Source organism: Actinoplanes lutulentus (assembly GCF_003259845.1).
Classification (GTDB): domain Bacteria; phylum Actinomycetota; class Actinomycetes; order Mycobacteriales; family Micromonosporaceae; genus Actinoplanes; species Actinoplanes lutulentus.
In genome coordinates, this window is sequence record NZ_QLMJ01000005.1 from 58,173 (window position 1) to 76,175 (window position 18,003).

The window sequence follows — 18,003 nt, forward strand, 5'->3', positions numbered from 1 at the left end:
CCGGCCGCAGGTTTTCGCGCACCCCCGCTTCCGATCGTGTGGTGTTCCCCGAACCGATCTTGCGGGGAACACCACACGATCGGGAAGTCCTCGTCGATCTTGTCGACTTGAGCGGCAGCGTGTTCGGGTAACTCAACAAGATCGAGGTAACCCAGCCACCACCGACCCGGCAAGATCGGCGCTCGACGGTCGGCGGGACGTTGCCCGCGTACCCGTCGCGCGAAAGCTCCACAGGGCGGCGAAGGCTTGCTGGATGGGCGTGGATGGGGTCGCACGGAACGACTCTGTGCGACCCCATCCACGCCAGGGCCGAGATGGGAGCACACGCACGCGTTATGTGTGAGCCCGTCACCGCTTCCGGCCTGTTACGTGTGCCCGGGTCTCGGTTGGAGCTCGGCTGCGGGTAGGCGTGACAGGGGCTCACCGTGTGCTGGCGTCTCGGTTGAGGTGGGCCTGGGCCGGCCGGGTCGGACTGGGCTTGGCCGGGCTAGACCTGACCTGACCCGACCCGACCTGACCCGACCCGACCTGACGCGACGCGACCCGGCCGGCTGGACGCGGCTCGGCTCGGCCCGCCCGGCTGGGTAAAACGCGTTTCGTTCGAATGTGGCTGGTGGGGCTTGGGCGTACCCAAGCAGGGTTTTTCAGCGGAAAGCGGCGTGGCCTGTCAGGGTTTGGCCGATCACCAGGGTGTGGATCTCGGAGGTGCCCTCGTAGGTGAGGACGGACTCCAGGTTGTTGGCGTGGCGCAGCGGTGAGTACTCCAGGGTGATGCCGCTGCCGCCCAGGATCGTGCGGCACTCGCGGGCGATCGAGAGCGCGGTGCGGACGTTGTTGAGTTTGCCGACGCTGATCTGGTGGGGTTTCAGGGTTCCGGCGTCCTTCAGGCGGCCCAGGTGCAGGGCCAGCAGCAGCGACGTGTTCAGGTCGACGGCCATGTTGGCCAGCTTCTCCTGGGTCAGCTGGAAAGCGGCGATCGGCCGGCCGAACTGGATGCGGGTGCCGGCGTAGTCCAGGGCTGCCTGGAGGCTGTCACGGGCGGCGCCGGTCGAGCCGAAGACGATGCCGAAACGGGCCTCGCTCAGGCAGCCGAGCGGCGCGCCCAGGCCGCGGGCTTCCGGGAGGCGGGCCGAGTCGGGCAGGCGTACCTCGTCGAGGATCAGTTCGCCGGTGATCGAGGCGCGCAGCGAGAGCTTCTGCTTGATGGTGCGGCTGGTGAAACCGGGTGTGCCACGGGGCACCAGGAAACCCCGGATTCCCTCTGACGTCTGCGCCCAGACCGTTGCCACGTCGGCGATGCTGCCGTTGGTGATCCACATCTTGGTGCCGGTCAGGATCCAGTCGTCGCCGTCGCGGACCGCGCGGGTGAGCATGTTGGCCGGGTCGCTGCCGAAGTCGGGCTCGGTCAGGCCGAAACAGCCGATCGCCTCGCCGGCCGCCATCCGGGGCAGCCACTCCTGCTTCTGCTCCTCGGAGCCGTATTTCCAGATGGAGAACATGGCGAGCGAACCCTGCACCGAGACGAAACTGCGCAGCCCGGAATCGCCGGCCTCCAGCTCCAGGCAGGCCAGGCCGTACGCGACAGCGCTGGTCCCGGCGCAGCCGTAGCCTTCCAGGTGCATGCCGAGCAGGCCCAGTTTGCCCAGCTCCTGGGCCAGTTCGCGGGGGAACGTGCCCTCCTCGAACCAGCCCGCGACGTGCGGGCGGACCCGGTCGGCCACGAACCGGGCCACCGTCTCCTGGATCTGCCGCTCCTCGTCGCTGAGCAGGCTTGCGACGTCGAGCAGGTCGAGCGGGCCGGTGCCGGTTCTGTGCGTCGTCATCCCCAGATGATGCCCTGGCGGGGGATCAGCGTCTTCCCAGGAGCGATGATCTAGCCTCAAGATCATGACGGTGGTGAACGACTTCATCGACCCGGGTGTCCGGGAAACGATCTCCGGCTTTCTGGGAGACGTGGAGTCCGAGTTGCGCGCCGCGGTGGTCAGCCCGGAGCCGCTGGTCTCCGAGGTGGCCGCGTACCTCGTCGAGGCGGGTGGCAAACGGTTCCGGCCGCTGGTCGTGGCACTCGGAGCTGAATTCAGCGACGGTGGCCGGGACGCGGCTGTCGCCTCGGCCGTCGTCATGGAGCTGACCCACCTCGCCACGCTCTACCACGACGACGTGATGGACGAGGCGCCGATGCGCCGGGGTGCGGCCAGCGCCAACGCGCGCTGGACGAACTCGATCGCGGTCTACGTCGGCGACTTCCTGCTGGCTCGCGCTGCGAGCCTCGCCGCCGGCTTGGGAGAGGATGCGGTACGCCTTCAAGCCCGCACTCTCGCCCAGCTAGTCCGCGGCCAGCTGGCCGAGACGGTGGGCCCGCGCGGCGCCGACCCGATCCGGCACCACCTGCGTGTCATCGAGGACAAGACGGCCTGCCTGATCGCCACGTCCGCGCGCCTCGGCGGGATGGCCGCCGGCCTGCCCGAGCACCACGTCACGACGCTCGACGCGTTCGGCACCTCGATCGGGATGGCCTTCCAGCTTTCCGACGACCTGCTCGACATCACGTCGGAGTCGGAGCAGTCCGGTAAGACGCCCGGTACCGACCTGCGGGAAGGCGTACCGACGCTCCCTGCTCTTTATGCACTTGCCGCCGGTGACACGGGTGCTGACTCGCGGCGGCTCAGGGAGCTGCTCTCGGCCGGCCCGCTCACTGACGACGAGATGCACGCCGAGGCGCTGTTCCTGTTGCGTGAGTCGGCGGCGCTGAAGCAGGCACAGGAGACCGTCCATCGGTACGCCGAGGATGCCCGAGCTCACGCCGGGGCCCTGCCGTCCGGGGCGCCGCGGCGCACGCTCGAGGCGCTGTGCCACTACATCGCCGACCGGAACGGCTGAACGCCTGACCGTCCGTCGTTTCAGCGATACCCGTGGTGCCCAGCCCTGAGTACGGTGACGGCATGTCCGGCCTGCTCGAACGGCTCAGTCCCGGTGACCACGCCTGTCTGGTGGCCGGCGACGAGCCGTCCCTCACTCGCAGCGTGGCCGCGTACGTCCGAGCGGGCCTTCGTGCCCGTCACCGTGTCGTCTACCTCGGACACGGTGAACAGGTCGCCGCGGAGCTCTCCGCGCAGGGCGTGGACGTCCGGTCGGCACGCGCCGCCGGCCGCCTGCAGATCACGCCGGCCGCCGGGGAGTACGTGCACGGCGGCGGCTTCGACGTCGACGGCACGGTTGATCACTGGCGGGGCGAGGCCGAGCGGGCGCGGGCCGAGGGATTCCACGGATTCCGGGCGTTCGGCGACATGTCCTGGGCCGCCCGGACCGGGCGTGCCGCGTTCATGCCGCTGTACGAGGCCCGGGTCAACCGGCTCTTCGCCGAGGGCTTCGCGATGGGCGTCTGCCTGTACGACCGGCGGCTCTTCGGCGTGGCCGAGATGCGCGACATCATCCGCGCGCATCCCTGCACGATCACCGCGGAGACGAACCCGGATGCGGTTCCGCTGCTGCGGGCGGTGCGGATCGTGACACCGGTGGGTCTCGGTGTCCGGCTGGAGGGCGAGGCCGACCTGTCGAACCGGGACGCCCTCCGGACCGTGCTGGACCACCTCGCCGAGGAGCCCGGCGCCGTGCTGACCCTGGACGTCGCCGGCCTGCGGTTCGCCGACTCGGCGGCGGCGCGCACGATGCTGCGGGCGACCGGCAGCGGGCGGCGGCTGAGGATCGTCGGCTGCCTGCCCGCGCTGCGGCGGATGCTGTTGTTGCACGGTGCCGGGCCGGACGTGGAGTTCGTCTAGTTCTTTATGGGAAGGTCACCACGACCTTCTCGGCGGCGCCCGGTGTCGAGCCGAGCTCCAGGGCGCGCTGTGCTTCGGCGTACGGAATCCGGTCGCTGATCAGCAGTTCGTACCGCTCCCAGTGGTCGATGATGTCCCGGGTGACCTCGAAGATCTCGGTGGGGTAACCCATCGAGAGCACCACTGTCAGCTCGGTGGTGAGCAGACTGCCGAAGTCGACAGGCACCGGCTTCTTGTGCACCGCGACCACGCCGACCGTGGCGCCGTGCTTCGCGGCGGCCAGGATGGTCTCCAGCACCACCGGGGCGCCGGCCGCGTCCAGGTAGATGTCGGTGTCCGGCCGCTCACCCCGCACGAAGCTGCGCGGCGCCGTGCCGTGGATCTCGCGCAGCCGGGCGGCCACGTCCTCCTCGGCCGAGTTGATCACGGCATGCGCGCCGACCTTGAGCGCTTTCTCCAGGCGGTTCGGCACGATGTCGACCACGACGACGTGCGCTCCGCGCAGCTGGTACGCGATAGCGGCCCCGAGCCCGACCGGACCGGCCCCGAAGACGACCACCTTGTCCCCGCTTTTCGGCGCGGTCCGGTTCACCGCGTGGCCGGCCACCGCCATTGGCTCGTTCAGTGCGAGCACCGCGAACGGGATGTGCTTCGGCACAGTGACCAGGTGGGTGCCGGCCACGGCGCCCCGGATCAGCACGAACTCGGAGAGCCCACCCTGCGCGCCGCCGCTGCCGATGATGCCGTCGCTCGACGCCATCGGGTTGAGCACCACGTGGTCACCGACGGTGAAGCCTTCAACCTCCGCGCCGACCTCCACGACCTCACCGGCCGGCTCGTGCCCGAGCGGGGTGGCACCCTGCCGCGGCGGGATGCCGCCGACCGATATGTAGAGGCCGTCCGACCCGCAGATGCCGCACGCCCGGATCTGGACGAGCACGTCAGCCGGGCCGGCCACCGGCTTCTCGATCTCCACGAACCCGGTCGTGCCGGGGCCTGTCACCTGTACCGATCGCATGGCGCACTCCGTTTCCGAGGCTTACTTATACGTATTAGTTAGCCGGTACGATAGCTCGCGTGACCACCTCGGCGCGAGTGACGATGCGTGATGTCGCGCGGGCCAGCGGGGTCTCCCAGGCGACAGTGAGTTTCGTGCTCAACGAGACGGCGAACCAGACCATCCCGGACGCCACCCGCGAGCGGGTGCGGCGAGCGGCCGCCGAGCTGGGTTACGTGCCGCACTCCATCGCCCGGGCGCTGCGCGAGGGCGCGTCCCGGATCGTGGTGCTGGAGGCCGGCGGGCTGCCACGCGGCAACAGCCTGGAGAGTTTCATCGCCGGGCTCGACGCCGAGTTGGCGCTGGCCGGGCACAGCCTGCTTGTCTCGTACGGCTCCTCGGCCGCTGCGATCGAGGCCGTCTCACCACGTGCCGTGATCGACCTGCCCGCTGTCTACGCCAGCCCCGACCGGGAGGTCGCCGACGGCGGCTGGATCGACGGGATGGCGGCGCACACGCTGACCCAGATCGGACATCTGGCTGGTCGGGGTCACCGCAAGATCGCGGTGGCGGTGCCTGCCGGCCCCGATCCGCTCTTTGCTTTGATGGCCGGGCACGTGCGGTCGGCGGCCCAGGAGCTGAGGCTGCCGCCACCCGAGACAGTGCTGGTCGACGACCGTCCGGACCAGTTGCGGGCGCTCCTCGATGCGGGGATCACCGCCGTCGCCGGGCTGCACGACGACGCCGCTCTTGGCGTCCTCGCGGCGCTGAGCGACCTCGGGCTGCGTGCGCCGGACGACCTCGCGGTGATCGGTTTCGACGACACCCCGCAGGGCGCGCTCTGGCGGCCACGGCTCACCAGCGTGCGGATCGACGCGCGAGCGTACGGGCGGCGCACTGCCCGTCAGGTGCTCGGCCTGCCGGTCGGCGATGCCACACCGGCGCCGGCCCAGGTGATCGTCCGGGACTCCGCTTAGGACGGGCCGGGCTAAGGGCGGATCGGGCTTAGGGCGGATCGGGCTTAGGGAGTGCTCGCGTAAAAGTTGCCGTACACATCCAGCGACGGCGCCGACGCGGTAGACGCGGTCACCTCGTAGGTGTCGCCGCCGGCGTTGCGGGCGGCAGCCGTGTACTTCGCCGTGAACGTGTACGTGCCCGGATCCAGCGTGTCGGCCGAAGCGAGCGTGAAGCGGTAGAGCAGCGCGTCCGCCTCCTCGGTGACCGAGGCGGTCACACTGCCGCCGGGTGTCTGCTTGGTTGCGCCCCGGGAGACCAGGCCTTCGGTACGCGCGACCCGGATCACCACGTCGAGCGAGGTCAGTTCCTCGGTGCTCTTCAGGGTGATGACGCTCGACCCCTCGGCGACGACCGAACCGTCCGACCAGAGCGGACCCTGCTCGGTGCGGGTGAATCCCGGCTGGCCCTTGGTCAGGGTGGGGCTCGGAGTGGCCGTCGCCGGGGTCTTCGAAGGCGCTGTCGAAGGCGCTGCTGACGACGGCGTTCTCGACGGCGTTTTCGACGGCTTCTCGGACGGCTCTTTCGACGATGTTGCCGACGGTTCCTTTTGCGGCGCGCTCGTCAGCGCCGGCACCGGGGCCGGCGCCGGCGGTGCCGCGTCGTTGCTCCCGGCCAGCGCCCAGTTCGCGAATCCGCCCCCGGCGAACAGCGCCACCACCGCCGTGGCGGCCGCCGCCATTCGCACCTTGGGACCGCGCCGCGGCGCGTGACCCGCTGCCCGGCGGCGCGTGACCGGCTGGGCAGTAGCGGACATGGCGATCCGGTCGAGCATCGCCTCGCGGTCCGGCTCGTGCCCGGCCGCCTCGGCGCGCAACGCCGCGCGCAACTCGTCGTCGGAGAGCCTCATCGCGCCGCCTCCCAACCGTCGATCCGTGCCACGCCGCTTCCACCGAGTAATTCGGCAAGTTGCTTCGCGCCGCGAGAAGTCGAGCTCTTCACCGCGCCGACGGATATCCCGAGGATCGTCGCGACCTCGCGTTCCGGCAGGTCAAAGGCGTACCGCAGAACCACGCACGCGCGCCGGCGGTGCGGAAGGCGACGCAGAGCGCCGCGGACGTCCAGCACCGCCGAGACGTCACTTTCTTTGGTACGCCTCAACGACTCGAACGACAGAAGTCGATCCCTGCCTCGACGGCGAATCCACTGGCGGGCCAGGTTCATCAGGATGCCGTGCCCGTACGCGGCCGGGTCGTCGGCCGTGGTGACCCGATCCCAGTGCCGCCAGCATTCGGTCAGCGCGTCCGCCGCGAGATCGTCGGCGACGTCGGACTCGCCGGTCATCAAGTACGCCAAACGGGACAGGGAGGCATGGTGTCGTTCGAAATACGCGCGGAACGCTTCGTCGCGCACGGAACACCCCCTCCTCGTTCGTCCCGGCACCTTTTCCCGGACCGGCAGACGTTAGAGATCCTGGCAGTCCGATGGCAAGAAGGTGAGACCGGATTATCAGTTCATCGCCCGGAAACATTGACGCCCGTCCACGCCGGGTGATCAGCTCAGGCATGGCTCGGAAATCGCTCTCCTTCCATGTCCTGATCGCCGTCTTCTCCGCATTCCTCCTGTTCGCGCCGGTTGCTCCGGCGCAGGCCGCGCTGCCCGTCGCCGCTGTCGCGCTGGGCGACTCCTTCATCAGCGGCGAGGGTGCGGGCTCCTACGCATCGGTGCCCGACGTCAACGGCGCCGCCCAGGGCTTCCCTGGCTGGTCAGCCGCCAACTCCAACGCGTACTTCTGTCATCGGTCGGCGAACGCCTCGATCTTCCGGGCCGACCTGCCCGGTGTGGCGGCCCGATTCAACCTGGCCTGCTCGGGCGGCCGGCCGTACGACCTGATGGCCGCCTCCAGCACCCGCACGAACGGCCGGCAGGTCACCGCGCAGGCCGACCAGCTACGGGCCGTCGCGCAGACTCACGACATCGACCTGGTGCTGCTCGGGATCGGGTCGAACAACAGCTCGTTCACATTCGGGGACGTGGCCGTGAAGTGTGCCAACCGGTTCATCGCGGACGCTTGGACGGGGTGGTGGGAGTTCTGGGCGTACATCAACGGGCCGGTGCCGCAGGAACCGTGCGCCGCTGACGATCTCGCGACCGCCGCCCAGATCGCGTCCGCGACGGCCGAGACCGTGCAGGCCGTGCGCGGCCTGCTGACCGTGCTCGACGAGATCGACGCGGACGGGCAGCACCGGGTCGTGCTGCAGGATTACACGAACCCGCTGCCGACCGACGTGATGCCCAGCCTGATCGCGGAGGACAGCCGCGAGGACGACCGGGACAAGTTCCGGGCGCTCGGCGCCGAGCGTTACCGGGCCGGCTGCCCGATCCACCGGGCCAGCCTCCCGGCCGGCCACCAGTTCTCGGCGGCGCTCGGCAGCCTGGTCGGGTCGGTCCACAATCAGCTCAAGGACGAGTTCCTGCAGCTGGCACGGCTGAACGTGCAGCACGCCTTCGACGGCGCGCGGCTCTGCGAGTCGAGCACGAACCCGGCAGCGACGCTCGCCACCCCGATCCGCGTGCAGGACGGCCCGAACGGCGTCTTCATCCCGGACCTGGACGGATACGACAAGATCGCCATCCAGCGCTTCGCGAACACCTGCGTCACGTACTACCAGACCTGCCAGGAGTCCTGGCACCCGAGCGCGGCCGGCCACGGCGTACTCGCCACCTGCCTGACAGGCGCGGCGGCAAGCGGGGCGCGAGAGCTCTCCTGCGTACGCAACCCGAACGGCACCCTGACCATCAGCTGACCACCCCGGGGGCACCGCCGGCTGGCAGGGCCACAGATCTTGAGCGATTTTCCACAGTCGGGGGTGCGAAATCGCTCAAGATCCGGTGGGGCCGGCTCGTCCGGTCACCGAGCAGCCGATCTTGTCGAATCGAGCGGCACCGTCGACGAACTCCCGGCGATCTTGGTCCCCCAACCACCTTCCAGCGGGTACAGCGGCCCTAGATCGGCCGGCCGCGGGGGCGAGCCGTAGCTCAGAGCTGTATTCGGGCGGTGATGACATGTCTGAGCTACGGCGCGGCTCACCCGGCCGTAGCTCAGACACCTCATGCGAGTCCGATGACCTATCTGAGCTACGGCTCGCCCCTCGCGGCTCCAAGATCTCCCGCAATGCCAACCGCCCCGTCACGCCGCTCGCACCAATGCCGCTCGCACCACGCCGAGAGCGCACCACGCAGAGATCGCGTCACGCTGAGAAGCTGGCCACGCCGAGTGCGCGTCACGCCGAGAGCGGGGCGCGGCGAGTGCGGGGTGCAGTCGGCCTGTTGTGTGGGGTGGCGGGCGTGCTGGTTAGAGGATTTCGCGTAGCTTGCCGGTTTGTACGTCGTAGACGAAGCCTCGGACTGACGTCTTTGTCGGGATGAAGGGGTCGTCGAGGATGCGGCGGATCGACTGGCGGACGTCGGCGTCGAGGTCGGGGAAGGCCTCCGCGGACCAGGGCGGTTTGATGCCGACCTCGCGCTCGATGTCGGCCTTGAATCCGTCGTCGGTGAAGGTCAGCATGCCGCAGTCGGTGTGGTGGATCAGGATGATCTCGACGGTGCCGAGCAGGCGCTGGCTGATCGCCAGGCTGCGCAGTTCGTCGGCGGTGACGACGCCGCCGGCGTTGCGGATCACGTGGGCGTCGCCTTCGGTGAGGCCCAGGATGCCGTACGGGTTGAGGCGTGCGTCCATGCAGGCCAGGACGGCGACGCGTTTGGCGGGCGGCAGCGGCAGGTCGCCTTTGTCGAAGGTGGCGGCGTAACGCTCGGCGTTGGCGAGCAGCTCATCGGTGACGCTCATGGAAGTCATACTATGCCTACAAACTTGATAGGAGAAGCGCGACCGCCCACCGGTAGCGATGGCCGCGTGACGGCCTCGCACCGGCAGATGGTCGCGCTGGAAAACCGCGGTACCTGTGCTTTGCGCGTACCGAATCAGACGCGGACTGGCGTGACGCGCCAGATGCGGGCTGCGTAATCGGCGACCGTGCGATCGGCGGAGAAGAAGCCGCTGTGTGCGGTGTTGAGGATCGACATGCGGGTCCAGTGATCGGGGTCGCGCCAAGCGGCCTCGACGGCGTCCTGGCAGTCGATGTAGGAGCGGTAGTCGGCGAGCGTGAGGTATTCGTCGTGGCCGAGCAGCGAGCCGGCCACGTCGTGGCCGACGTCGCCGAAGACGCCCGCGTTGATCGCGTCGATGGCCTGGCGTAGTTCGGCGTCCTGCTCGTAGTGGTCGGCCGGGCGGTAACCGGAGATCTTGCGTTCGGCGGCCTCGAAGGCGTCCAGGCCGAAGAGGAAGAAGTTCTCCTCGCCGACCCGGGCGCGGATCTCGATGTTCGCGCCGTCCAGGGTGCCGATCGTGAGCGCACCGTTGAGGGCGAGCTTCATGTTGCCGGTGCCGGACGCCTCCTTGCCGGCCAGCGAGATCTGCTCGCTCAGGTCGGCGGCCGGCACGATCTGCTCGGCGAGGGTGACGTTGTAGTTCTCCGCGAAAACCACTTTCAGGTACGGCGAGACGACCGGATCAGCGGCGATCGTGGCACCCACCGCGTTGATCAGCCGGATGATGTTCTTGGCGGCGTGGTAGGCCGGGGCGGCCTTGCCGGCGAAGAGCACGGTACGCGGAATCCAGTCGCCGTTCGGATCGTTCCGGATCCGCTGGTACTGGGTGATGATGTGCAGCAGTTTGAGCTGCTGGCGCTTGTACTCGTGGAAGCGCTTGATCATCACGTCGGTGAGCGAGTCCGGATCGCCGGCCGCGAGGTCGACCTTGTTGGCCCGCTTGATCGAACGCCAGCGTTCCTGGAAGGACGCGTCGCCGGCGAAGGATTCGAGTTCGGCCAGGCGTTCCAGGTCGGTCAGCCAGCCGTCGTCACCCAGCGATTCGGTGATCAGGTCGGAGAGACGCGGGTTCGCCAGCTTGACGAAACGGCGGGGTGAGATGCCGTTCGTGACGTTCTGGAATTTCGCCGGCCAGAGATCGGCGAAGTCGTTGAGAACGGTCTCGCGCAGCAGTTTCGAGTGCAGTTCGGCCACGCCGTTGACGGCTTCGGTGCCGACGACGGCGAGGTTCGCCATGCGTACCCGGCGTTCGGGCTGCTCGCCGATGATCGACATCCGGCTCAGCCGGTCGTTGTCACCTGGGAACCGCTCCTCGACCTCGCGCAGGAACAGCATGTTGATCAGATAGATGATCTCCAGGTGGCGCGGGAGCAGCCGCTCGAAGACGTGCACCGGCCAGGTCTCGAGGGCCTCCGGCAGCAGCGTGTGGCAGGTGTACGCGAACGTCTTGCGGGTGATCGCCCAGGCCCGGTCCCACTCCAGCTCGTACTCGTCGACCAGCAGCCGCATCAGCTCCGGGATCGCGATCGTCGGGTGGGTGTCGTTGAGCTGGATGACGGTCTTCTCGGCGAACTCGTCCCAGTTGGAGTTGCGCAGCCGGAACCGGCGGATGATGTCCCGCAGCGAGCAGGAGACCAGGAAGTACTGCTGCTTGAGGCGCAGTTCGCGGCCCAGCTCGGTGCTGTCGTCCGGGTAGAGGACCTTGCTGATGTTCTCGGCGCGGACCGCTTCCTGCACGGCCTCGGCGTACTGCCCGGCGGAGAAGCGGCTCAGGTCGAACGAGGCCTCGCTGCCCCGCGCGCGCCACAGCCGGACGATGTTCACGGTGTCGGTGCCGTAACCGGGCACCAGCATGTGGCTGGGCTCGCCGAGCACGATCTCACCGGGGACCCACTTCTTGCGGGTCGACGACCCGGGAACCGGCTCGGTGTGCCCGTAGAAGCCGACGGTCTGCCGGTCGTCCGGCGCCGGGAACTCCCACGGGTTGCCCTGGAACGCCCAGTCGTCCGGGCGCTCGGCCTGCGCGCCGTCGCTGAGCGACTGCTTGAAGATGCCGAAGTCGTAGCGGATGCCGTAACCGACCGCGGGGATGTCGCGGGTGGCCATCGAGTCGACCAGGCAGGCCGCGAGCCGGCCGAGGCCACCGTTGCCGAGGCCGGGCTCGACGTCCAGGCCTTCCAGCTCCTCCAGGGTGCGGCCCAGTGCCTTGACCGCCTGCCCGGCGATCTCGCCGGTGCCGGAGTAGAGGAGGTTCTGTTCGAGTTGGGCGCCGAGCAGGAACTCGGCGGAGAGGTAGTAGACCCAGCGGGGGTTGCTGGCGTAGTGCGCGGCGGCGGTGCGCGCGCGTCTCTCGGCGAGATGGTCACGAACGGTCAGGGAGAGCGTCTCGTACGCGTCCCGCGGGCTAGCCGATTCGACCGTGGTGCCGCGCCGGAAGTAGAGGTTGCTCAACAGGTCCTGCTGGAACTCATCGACGGTCTTGCCGAGTTTGCGAAGACCGATGCCCTGTCGAAGATCCATGCCGCCATTGTGCCGCGTCCGGGTTTCAGATGGCTCGCGTTCTCCGCAGACGCCTTCATGGACAAGATTGCTCAGTGTTTTGTCAACAATCTATGGTCCTGATTACAAAGGACGGTCAGGGTGATGCAAGTTAGGTAAGCCTCTCCTAAGTTGATGCATGACCGCTCTCCACCGAGGGCGCCTCAGTTAGGAGCACCATGTCTGTAACCACCCGTCGCCTGGCGGCAGCCGCCGTCCTCGCCGCCGCCACCGGTGTGCTGGCTGTTCCGGGCACCGCGACCGCCCACCAGGACGTCACCACGGTCACGTCCGCCGACCTGATCAAGGGTCTGTACCAGTCCGATTACTCGCAGCGGAACAAGGCCATCTGGGTCACCGCCGCCGTCGGCCGCCCGCCGGTGCTCAGCTCCGCGCTCCTCAAGGTGGACCCGAAGACGCTCGCCGTCGAGGCCACCATCACCCCGCCGGTCACCAACGAGACCACCGGCGCCCTCGAGGCCGTCTACGGTGTCGCGGTCGACGACGAGTACAACCGGGTCTGGGTGACCGCGACCCGCAACAACGCCGTCGCCGTGTACGACCAGCGGACCGGTGCGCACGTCGCCAGCTTCGCGAACGTGCCGCACGCCCGTGAGATCGTCGTCGACGAGAAGCACAACACCGTGTGGGCCAGCGCGTTCACCTCGGGTGAGCTGGTCGCGTACGACAGCAAGACCCTGGTCGAGAAGAAGCGGGTCGTGGTGACCGGCGCCGGCCCGACCGGCCTCGTCGTCGACGAGAAGAGCGGCAACCTGTACGCCGCCGACCTCAACAACGACAGGATCATCGTGGTGTCGCCGAAGTCGGAGACCCCGAGCTTCATCCCGACCGGCGACGGCCCGATCTCGATCGACCTGTCGGACGACGGCAAGACCGCGTACACCGCGAACCAGACCGCGGGCAGCGTCTCGTTCGTCAACCTGAAGACCGGCACGGTCACCGCTGAGGTGCCGACCGGCGCGGGTGCGCTCTCCGTCGCGTACGAGGAGCGGTCCGGCACGGTCCTGGTGGCGAACCGTACCGCCGCCACCGTGACGATCGTCGACGCCAAGACGGCCGTCGTCGAGGAGAACATCGCCACGGCCGCGAACCCGAACCACATCGAGACCGCGAACGGCAAGGCGTACGCCGTGGACAAGTCCGGCGCCGGCACCGACGGCGTGGACTTCATCTACAAGATCGACCCCGCCAACTGAGGCAGGCCGACGGTGTCCCACCCCGTGCGGGGTGGGACACTCCGTCGGTGCTGGAGTTGTTGCTGCCGTCATCGGTGCGTACCGCCGAGGCGTTCACCGACGACCCGAGCGAACCGTGCTTTCCCGGCGAGGAAGACCTGATCGCGACAGCGGTGCCGGGCCGCCGCCGCGAGTTCCTCACGGCCCGCCGCTGCGCCCGCGAGGCGCTGGCCCTTCTCGGTCAGGCGCCGGTCGCGATCCGCCCCGGCCCCCGCCGCGAGCCGCTCTGGCCCGATGGGGTGACCGGCAGCATCACCCACTGCGCCGGATATCGCGCCGCGGCGGTCGCCGTTACCGCTGATGTACGCGGTCTCGGGATCGACGCCGAACCGCACGCCCCGCTGCCACCGCGTGTCCTGCCCGCGGTGACCACCGCACAGGATCAGGAACACCTCGCGGTTCTGGCGAAGTCGGAGCCGTCGGTGCACTGGGATCGGCTGCTCTTCAGCGCCAAGGAGTCGGTGTACAAGGCCTGGTATCCGGTGGCCCGGACCTGGCTGGGTTTCACCGACGCTCACTTGATCATCGACCCCGGAGGTTTGTTCCGGGCGGAGATCTTGATCGATGGGCCTTTTGAAAAGATCACCGGCCGCTGGGTGATCGAACACGGTCTCGTCGTCACCGCCGTCACGGTTGATCACTGAGACTTCGCCGTCACCTCGTCCAGTACCGCGAAGAGGATGTAGCGCTGTTTCGACGAGAACCTCGGATGGCAGGCGGTCAGCGTCAGCATCGCCACGGTCGGTTCCACGCCCGGTTTCTCCGGGGTCGGCGCGACCACGTCCACCCGGGTCGGCGGCACGATCACGTGCCGCTGAACGCGATAGACATACATGCTCGTCGCGGTCTCCACCATGATCGGATCGCCCGCGCGCAGGGTGTCGATGTCGTTGAAAGGCAGTCCCGCCGGCCCGCGATGCCCGGCTACGGCCATGTTCCCGATCTGCCCCGGCAGCGCGCTCCCCGGATAATGCCCGGGCCCTTTCCGCAGGTCAGCAGTGCTGACACCCTCGACGATCGTGTACTCGGCATGCCATCGAGGCACGTGCAGCACCGCAAAGGGCTGCCCCTGAACGGGCGCCGGCTGGTCCAGGCTGGTGACGGTCGTCGTGTCGTGGTTCTTCGCTTCGGTGGCCGGAGCACCGGCCCACGCCGCCGCCAGCTGACTGTCCAGCGCCGCCTGCGCGCCGGCCGTCTCCGGCCCGGGCAACAGCGTCTGCGCCGCCAGCACCACCGCACAGAGCCCACCCGCCGCGATCAACCCGGCCCCACCGGCTCGCAGCGGCGACATCCGCTTCAGCGACGCTGCCGCCCTGACGATCAAAATCAGACCCAGGGGTACGAGTAAAAGCAGCCATGGCCACACCGCGGTGCTCGTGGTGAACGTGGCTTCGGTGCCGGCCGTGCCGTCGATCCGCCCGGTCAGCTGATATCGGCCGGCCGCCGGGGCTGCCACCGCGAACGGGATCTCCAGCCGCAGCTCGGCACCCGGTGCCAGCGGCCCGATCGGCAGCGCCTTCATCGCCTCGGATCCAGCGGCCCGGCCCAGGTCCAGGCTCAACTCGGACCCGGGGGAGGCGGCGGTCCCCTCGTTGCGCACGGTCACCGTCATCGTCCGGTATGCCGTACCGCCGAGCAGCGACCACAGGGTCCAGCGGTTCCGCACGCCGGCGTCCAGGACGGTGAGCTCCGCGTCGCCGGTGGTGGCGGTGACCGTGGCGGCGTCCGCCACGTCGGTCACGTCGATCGGGGTGTCGGCGATCTTCTCGCCGGTGATTGTCGACGCGCGGACCACGCACGGGCAGCCGACCGGCGGGGCCGAGACGCGCAACCGGAGGCCGGCCTTGCCGGTGGCGGGCACCGAGGTGGACGAGGCGGATTGCACGGCGCAGTCGGCGGAGCCGTCCCGGGCCTCGTTGCCGCAGAGGGAAGCGGTGACGACACCGGCCGGCCAGCCGGTGAGCGAGACGGTGATGGTGTCGCCGATCAGAGTGGTCTTCTGATCGACAGTGATGGCGGGGCCGGCCGCCGAGGCTGATCCGGGGATGGCCAGGAGTGCCAGGAGTGCCAGCGCGGCGGTGAGCGTGGCCGCTCTTCTCATGCCCTCACCTTTCGGCGGCGTCTGACTGCCCAGGTCACGACGGCTGCCAGGAGCAGGATCAGCAGGTAGTACCAGGACCAGGCCCACACGCCCACAGTGGATTTCGCGGTGGCGCGGTCAGGGGAGGACAGCTCGACACTTGCGGTCAGGCGGAGTAGGGCTGGGCGGGCGGTTACGCGTACCGTGCGCTCCAGAGCCGCACCGGGCAGAAGCTCGGGCAACGCGTCGGGGTGGGCCGAATCGGCCGCCAGGCCGAAGAGGCCGGCGACCGTGACCGACTGGCCCGGCGTGATGCGGGTGTTCCCGGTGTTGCGGACGGTGTATGACAGTTCGAGGTCGCCGGTGAACGGCCGCCACCCCGTGCGATAGGTCGCGCGCAGATCGTCCACCCGCAGGCCGGGATGCAGGTCGCCGGTGACTCGCAGGTAGAGACGGGTGCCGACGCGCTGCTCGACGCGAGTGGTGTTGCCGGTGGCGTCCGCCGAGGCCGTGGTGATCGAGGCGACGATGCCGCCGGCGTGGTCACCGGGAGTGGCGTTCTCTGGGATCTTCAGCACGAACGGGATGTCCGCGCGGGAGCGGGCCGGAACGGTCACCGTTTTCGCGCCGAGCTCGATCCATGATCCGACGTCGGTGGATTCGCGGGTGGCCGGGAGCAGGTCGTATCCGCCGGACGCGGTGGTGAACGCGTCGCTGCCGTACACCGTGAAGGTCATCTCCGCGGTGCCGAGGTTGGTGACCGCGAGGTAATCGGTGACCGTGCCGCCGGGCACCAGGTCGTAGGTGAAGAACGGCCGGTTGCCGGGGCCGGTCTTGCTCGAAGGCTGCACGGACCAGGCGGCGTCGGCTTTCGCGGCTTTCGCAGTGCTTGTCGCGGTTTTCACGGCGCTTTTCGCGGCTTCCGCGGTGCTTGTCGCGGGGAGAGCGGCGGACGCGGGCGTGGGCGCGGCGAGCAGCGTGAGCGCGGTGAGCGCGGCGGCAGTCCTGGACACATCGATTCCTTCGCGGTCTTTTACCAACGACAACCGGGACAGGATTCGCGGCCCGTCCCGGTTGTCGTGCGCCGAACTAGATGGCGGTGAGGGTGAGCGTCGCCGAGTAGTCACCCGGCGCCGTGGTGGTGGGCAGGCGCAGTTCGAGACCCGCGCCGAGTGCCGCGGTGCCCCGGCCGGCGCCGGACGCCGCCGTCGCGAGGGCGGACGCCGACTTCAGGCCGGTGCCCGCGGCGACCGCGGAACCCGCCGTGACCTGCTGGCCCGCCGACGTCGTGACGACCTTCGGGGTCCAGCCGAGGTACTTGCCGTCGACGGTTCCGGCCGTGCCGGTGAAGTCACCGATCTGGCCGGAGACGCTCCAGCCCGGGTTCGCGGCACGCAGGTCGCTGACCGTGACGGTCGGCAGCGCGCCGGTGGAGACCAGGGCGTCGAGCTCGGAGGTGACCTGCGGCGTGCTCAGCGCCACCGAGCCGGAGCTGACCTTGATGGCGAGCGCGCCGGTGTCCGGAACGCTGGCCGTGATGGTCACGGTCGCCGACACCGCGCCGGGCTCCTCGGTCTCCTCGGCCGCGACGGTGAAACTCACCTGGACGCTGACGCCGGGGGAGGCGAGGAAGTGCAGGGTGTGCGCGCCCTCCGCGGCGGTCGCCGGCACCGGTACGGCCTGACCGGCGAACGTGCCGTCGGCGCCGCTCGTGAACGTGGTCAGGATCGTGGTCTTGTCGAGCTTCACGGTGACCGTTGTGGACGCCGGATATCCGGCGCCGGAAGCGGTCAGGCTCGCGCCCGCCGTCACCGTGTCGGAGGCGAGGGTCACCGCGGGGGTGGCCGCGGCCGCTTCCACGGTGAACAGCTCGGTGTGCACGCTGCGTACCGCGTCGCCGGCCGCACCGGATCCGGTGAGCATCCGCAGCCAGTGACCGGAACCGGTCACCGAGGCCGGCAGGGTGACCGAGCCGGTGACCGTGCCGGTGCCGTCCGCGGCCTTCACCTCGGCGAAGACGTCGGAGCCGGCGGCGTCGCGCACCACCCCGTCGTCGATCTTCACCATGACCACCGAGCCGGTGCCGTCGGTGTTGACGAAACCGGTGCCGGTGAAGTTGACCTTCCCGCCCGGGGTGGTCGTGGTGGAGACCAGCGCGACGGTGGCGCCGCTGGCGTTGTCCGGCCGCGGATCGGCGGCGAGCGCCGGCGCGGCGACCGCGACGGCGGCGACCAGGCCGGTGATGACCGCTGCCCATATAGGAGGTCGTGAGGGGTTCAAGGCGAGGTCCTTTCCGATTGTGAGTGAGATTGTTGACCAAAAGGTCATCACAATCGTGAAGGAGGTTAGGCTAACCTAACGTCGGCCAGCTAGACAGAGTGCAGCTGGTCACCTGAAGCTTTTGGAGGGCATCGGTGGGAACACGCGGCTTGCGCGTTTTGACTGTCGTGAGTGTTCTCGGAATGGCCCTGACCGCCTGCACATCCGGTTCCGCAAGCGACTCCACGGGTG

Annotated in this window: 15 protein-coding genes; 6 read left to right on the top strand and 9 right to left on the bottom strand. The window is 69.1% G+C overall.

Translation table 11 applies throughout. The features are described 5' to 3' along the window. Window positions 1-644: 644 nt before the first annotated feature. Window positions 645-1,823, bottom strand: coding sequence for an acyl-CoA dehydrogenase family protein (locus tag B0I29_RS13190; RefSeq protein ID WP_111649241.1), 1,179 nt, complete (start codon window positions 1,821-1,823; stop codon window positions 645-647). Between the two features lie 64 nt (window positions 1,824-1,887). On the opposite strand from B0I29_RS13190, the gene B0I29_RS13195 reads away from it, so the two are divergent. Continuing rightward, window positions 1,888-2,880: a polyprenyl synthetase family protein gene (locus tag B0I29_RS13195; protein ID WP_111649242.1), complete on the top strand. Its 993-nt coding sequence runs from the start codon at window positions 1,888-1,890 to the stop codon at window positions 2,878-2,880. A gap of 62 nt (window positions 2,881-2,942) precedes the next feature. After that, complete coding sequence (locus B0I29_RS13200; RefSeq protein WP_146616781.1) at window positions 2,943-3,779, top strand: MEDS domain-containing protein; 837 nt, start codon at window positions 2,943-2,945, stop codon at window positions 3,777-3,779. A gap of 4 nt (window positions 3,780-3,783) precedes the next feature. Here B0I29_RS13200 and B0I29_RS13205 read toward each other — a convergent pair whose 3' ends face one another. Next, window positions 3,784-4,797 (bottom strand): zinc-dependent alcohol dehydrogenase, encoded by a 1,014-nt coding sequence (locus B0I29_RS13205; RefSeq protein ID WP_111649244.1) that lies wholly within the window; start codon window positions 4,795-4,797, stop codon window positions 3,784-3,786. 59 nt (window positions 4,798-4,856) lie between these two features. Between B0I29_RS13205 and B0I29_RS13210 the strand changes: the two genes are divergently transcribed. Continuing rightward, complete coding sequence (locus B0I29_RS13210; protein WP_111649245.1) at window positions 4,857-5,753, top strand: LacI family DNA-binding transcriptional regulator; 897 nt, start codon at window positions 4,857-4,859, stop codon at window positions 5,751-5,753. A gap of 44 nt (window positions 5,754-5,797) precedes the next feature. Here B0I29_RS13210 and B0I29_RS13215 read toward each other — a convergent pair whose 3' ends face one another. Beyond that, window positions 5,798-6,640 (bottom strand): superantigen-like protein SSL4, encoded by an 843-nt coding sequence (locus B0I29_RS13215; protein WP_111649246.1) that lies wholly within the window; start codon window positions 6,638-6,640, stop codon window positions 5,798-5,800. Next, window positions 6,637-7,143, bottom strand: coding sequence for a SigE family RNA polymerase sigma factor (locus B0I29_RS13220; RefSeq protein ID WP_111649247.1), 507 nt, complete (start codon window positions 7,141-7,143; stop codon window positions 6,637-6,639). Before B0I29_RS13220 ends, B0I29_RS13215 begins: the two co-directional genes overlap by 4 nt. 152 nt (window positions 7,144-7,295) lie before the next feature. Between B0I29_RS13220 and B0I29_RS13225 the strand changes: the two genes are divergently transcribed. After that, window positions 7,296-8,537, top strand: coding sequence for an SGNH/GDSL hydrolase family protein (locus B0I29_RS13225; protein WP_111649248.1), 1,242 nt, complete (start codon window positions 7,296-7,298; stop codon window positions 8,535-8,537). A gap of 548 nt (window positions 8,538-9,085) precedes the next feature. On the opposite strand, the gene B0I29_RS13230 is transcribed toward B0I29_RS13225, so the two are convergent. After that, window positions 9,086-9,577 carry a beta-class carbonic anhydrase gene (locus B0I29_RS13230; RefSeq protein ID WP_111649249.1) on the bottom strand — a complete coding sequence of 164 codons (492 nt, stop codon included), beginning with the start codon at window positions 9,575-9,577 and terminating at the stop codon, window positions 9,086-9,088. A 134-nt stretch (window positions 9,578-9,711) separates the two neighbouring features. Continuing rightward, entirely contained in the window at window positions 9,712-12,138 is a 2,427-nt protein-coding gene (locus B0I29_RS13235) for a glycogen/starch/alpha-glucan phosphorylase (RefSeq protein WP_111649250.1), read from the bottom strand. Window positions 12,139-12,335: 197 nt separating this feature from the next. On the opposite strand from B0I29_RS13235, the gene B0I29_RS13240 reads away from it, so the two are divergent. Continuing rightward, on the top strand, window positions 12,336-13,373 hold the full coding sequence (locus tag B0I29_RS13240; protein ID WP_111649251.1) for a YncE family protein: 1,038 nt from the start codon (window positions 12,336-12,338) through the stop codon (window positions 13,371-13,373). Between the two features lie 47 nt (window positions 13,374-13,420). After that, the gene (locus B0I29_RS13245) at window positions 13,421-14,056 is read left to right on the top strand and encodes a 4'-phosphopantetheinyl transferase family protein (protein ID WP_111649252.1); all 636 of its coding nucleotides are present in this window, start codon (window positions 13,421-13,423) and stop codon (window positions 14,054-14,056) included. Here B0I29_RS13245 and B0I29_RS13250 read toward each other — a convergent pair. From B0I29_RS13250 to B0I29_RS13260, 3 genes are all read right to left on the bottom strand, one after another. After that, entirely contained in the window at window positions 14,050-15,513 is a 1,464-nt protein-coding gene (locus B0I29_RS13250; RefSeq protein WP_111649253.1) for a class E sortase, read from the bottom strand. The genes B0I29_RS13245 and B0I29_RS13250 overlap by 7 nt on opposite strands. Then, the gene (locus tag B0I29_RS13255; RefSeq protein ID WP_181557793.1) at window positions 15,510-16,505 is read right to left on the bottom strand and encodes a WxL protein peptidoglycan domain-containing protein; all 996 of its coding nucleotides are present in this window, start codon (window positions 16,503-16,505) and stop codon (window positions 15,510-15,512) included. Before B0I29_RS13255 ends, B0I29_RS13250 begins: the two co-directional genes overlap by 4 nt. Window positions 16,506-16,581: 76 nt before the next feature. After that, a complete protein-coding gene (locus B0I29_RS13260; protein ID WP_111649255.1) occupies window positions 16,582-17,772 on the bottom strand; it encodes a hypothetical protein in 1,191 nt (396 codons plus the stop codon). Window positions 17,773-18,003: the final 231 nt, after the last annotated feature.

Excerpts from the sequence above, each read along its gene's own strand:
- B0I29_RS13240 (WP_111649251.1), top strand. The coding sequence starts at position 12,336 with ATGTCTGTAACCACCCGTCGCCTGGCGGCAGCCGCCGTCCTCGCCGCC.
- B0I29_RS13230 (WP_111649249.1), bottom strand. The coding sequence starts at position 9,577 with ATGAGCGTCACCGATGAGCTGCTCGCCAACGCCGAGCGTTACGCCGCC.
- B0I29_RS13250 (WP_111649253.1), bottom strand. The coding sequence starts at position 15,513 with ATGAGAAGAGCGGCCACGCTCACCGCCGCGCTGGCACTCCTGGCACTC.
- B0I29_RS13195 (WP_111649242.1), top strand. The coding sequence starts at position 1,888 with ATGACGGTGGTGAACGACTTCATCGACCCGGGTGTCCGGGAAACGATC.
- B0I29_RS13200 (WP_146616781.1), top strand. The coding sequence starts at position 2,943 with ATGTCCGGCCTGCTCGAACGGCTCAGTCCCGGTGACCACGCCTGTCTG.
- B0I29_RS13225 (WP_111649248.1), top strand. The coding sequence starts at position 7,296 with ATGGCTCGGAAATCGCTCTCCTTCCATGTCCTGATCGCCGTCTTCTCC.
- B0I29_RS13190 (WP_111649241.1), bottom strand. The coding sequence starts at position 1,823 with ATGACGACGCACAGAACCGGCACCGGCCCGCTCGACCTGCTCGACGTC.
- B0I29_RS13235 (WP_111649250.1), bottom strand. The coding sequence starts at position 12,138 with ATGGATCTTCGACAGGGCATCGGTCTTCGCAAACTCGGCAAGACCGTC.
- B0I29_RS13215 (WP_111649246.1), bottom strand. The coding sequence starts at position 6,640 with ATGAGGCTCTCCGACGACGAGTTGCGCGCGGCGTTGCGCGCCGAGGCG.
- B0I29_RS13205 (WP_111649244.1), bottom strand. The coding sequence starts at position 4,797 with ATGCGATCGGTACAGGTGACAGGCCCCGGCACGACCGGGTTCGTGGAG.